Annotated in this window: 1 protein-coding gene; it reads left to right on the plus strand. The window is 74.0% G+C overall.

What is annotated here, in order from left to right; all coding sequences use genetic code 11:
- A partial coding sequence (locus L6Q67_RS23925) for an RNA methyltransferase (protein ID WP_296576132.1) occupies nucleotides 1-651 on the plus strand: 651 nt, incomplete at both ends.

The following is a 651-nucleotide window of genomic DNA, read 5'->3' on the forward strand; positions in this document are numbered from 1 at the left end:
CCTGCTGGGCGTGGCGCTGGAGCGCGGTTGGCAGCCCCGGCTGGTGGTGGCCAGCGAGAGCGGCCGCGCCCAGCCGGAGATCGCCGCGCTGCTCGCCCGCTGCAACCCACAAAGCCTCATCGAACTCCCCGACCGCCTGTTCGCCCACGTCAGCCCCGTCGACTCGCCCAGCGGCGTGCTCGCCGTGGTGGCCGTGCCTGCCGCGCCCGCCGCGGGCACCGCAGTTGGGGCCCTCACCGGCAACTGCGTGCTGCTCGACAGCGTGCAGGACCCGGGCAACCTCGGCACCATCCTGCGCACCGCCGCCGCCGTCGGCATCCCCGACATCCTCCTCACCCCCGGTTGCGCCCAGGCCTGGGCCCCCCGCGTGCTGCGCGCCGCGATGGGCGCCCACTTCAGCCTGCGCATCCACGAAAACGTCGACGCCGCCCAGGCCCTGCAAGGCTTCCAGGGCCCCATCCTCGCCGCCGATCTGCGCGATTGCGTCGACCTCTACGCCCTGGACCTCCGCGGCCCGGTGGCCTGGCTGTTCGGCTCGGAAGGGCAGGGGCTATCCCCGGCCGTCGCCGCGCTGGCCACCAAGCGGGTGAGGATTCCGATGCCGGGCGGCATGGAATCGCTCAACGTGGGGGTTGCGGCGGGGGTGTGTCT

Source organism: Zoogloea sp., assembly GCF_023150065.1.
In the GTDB taxonomy this organism is placed as follows: domain Bacteria; phylum Pseudomonadota; class Gammaproteobacteria; order Burkholderiales; family Rhodocyclaceae; genus Zoogloea.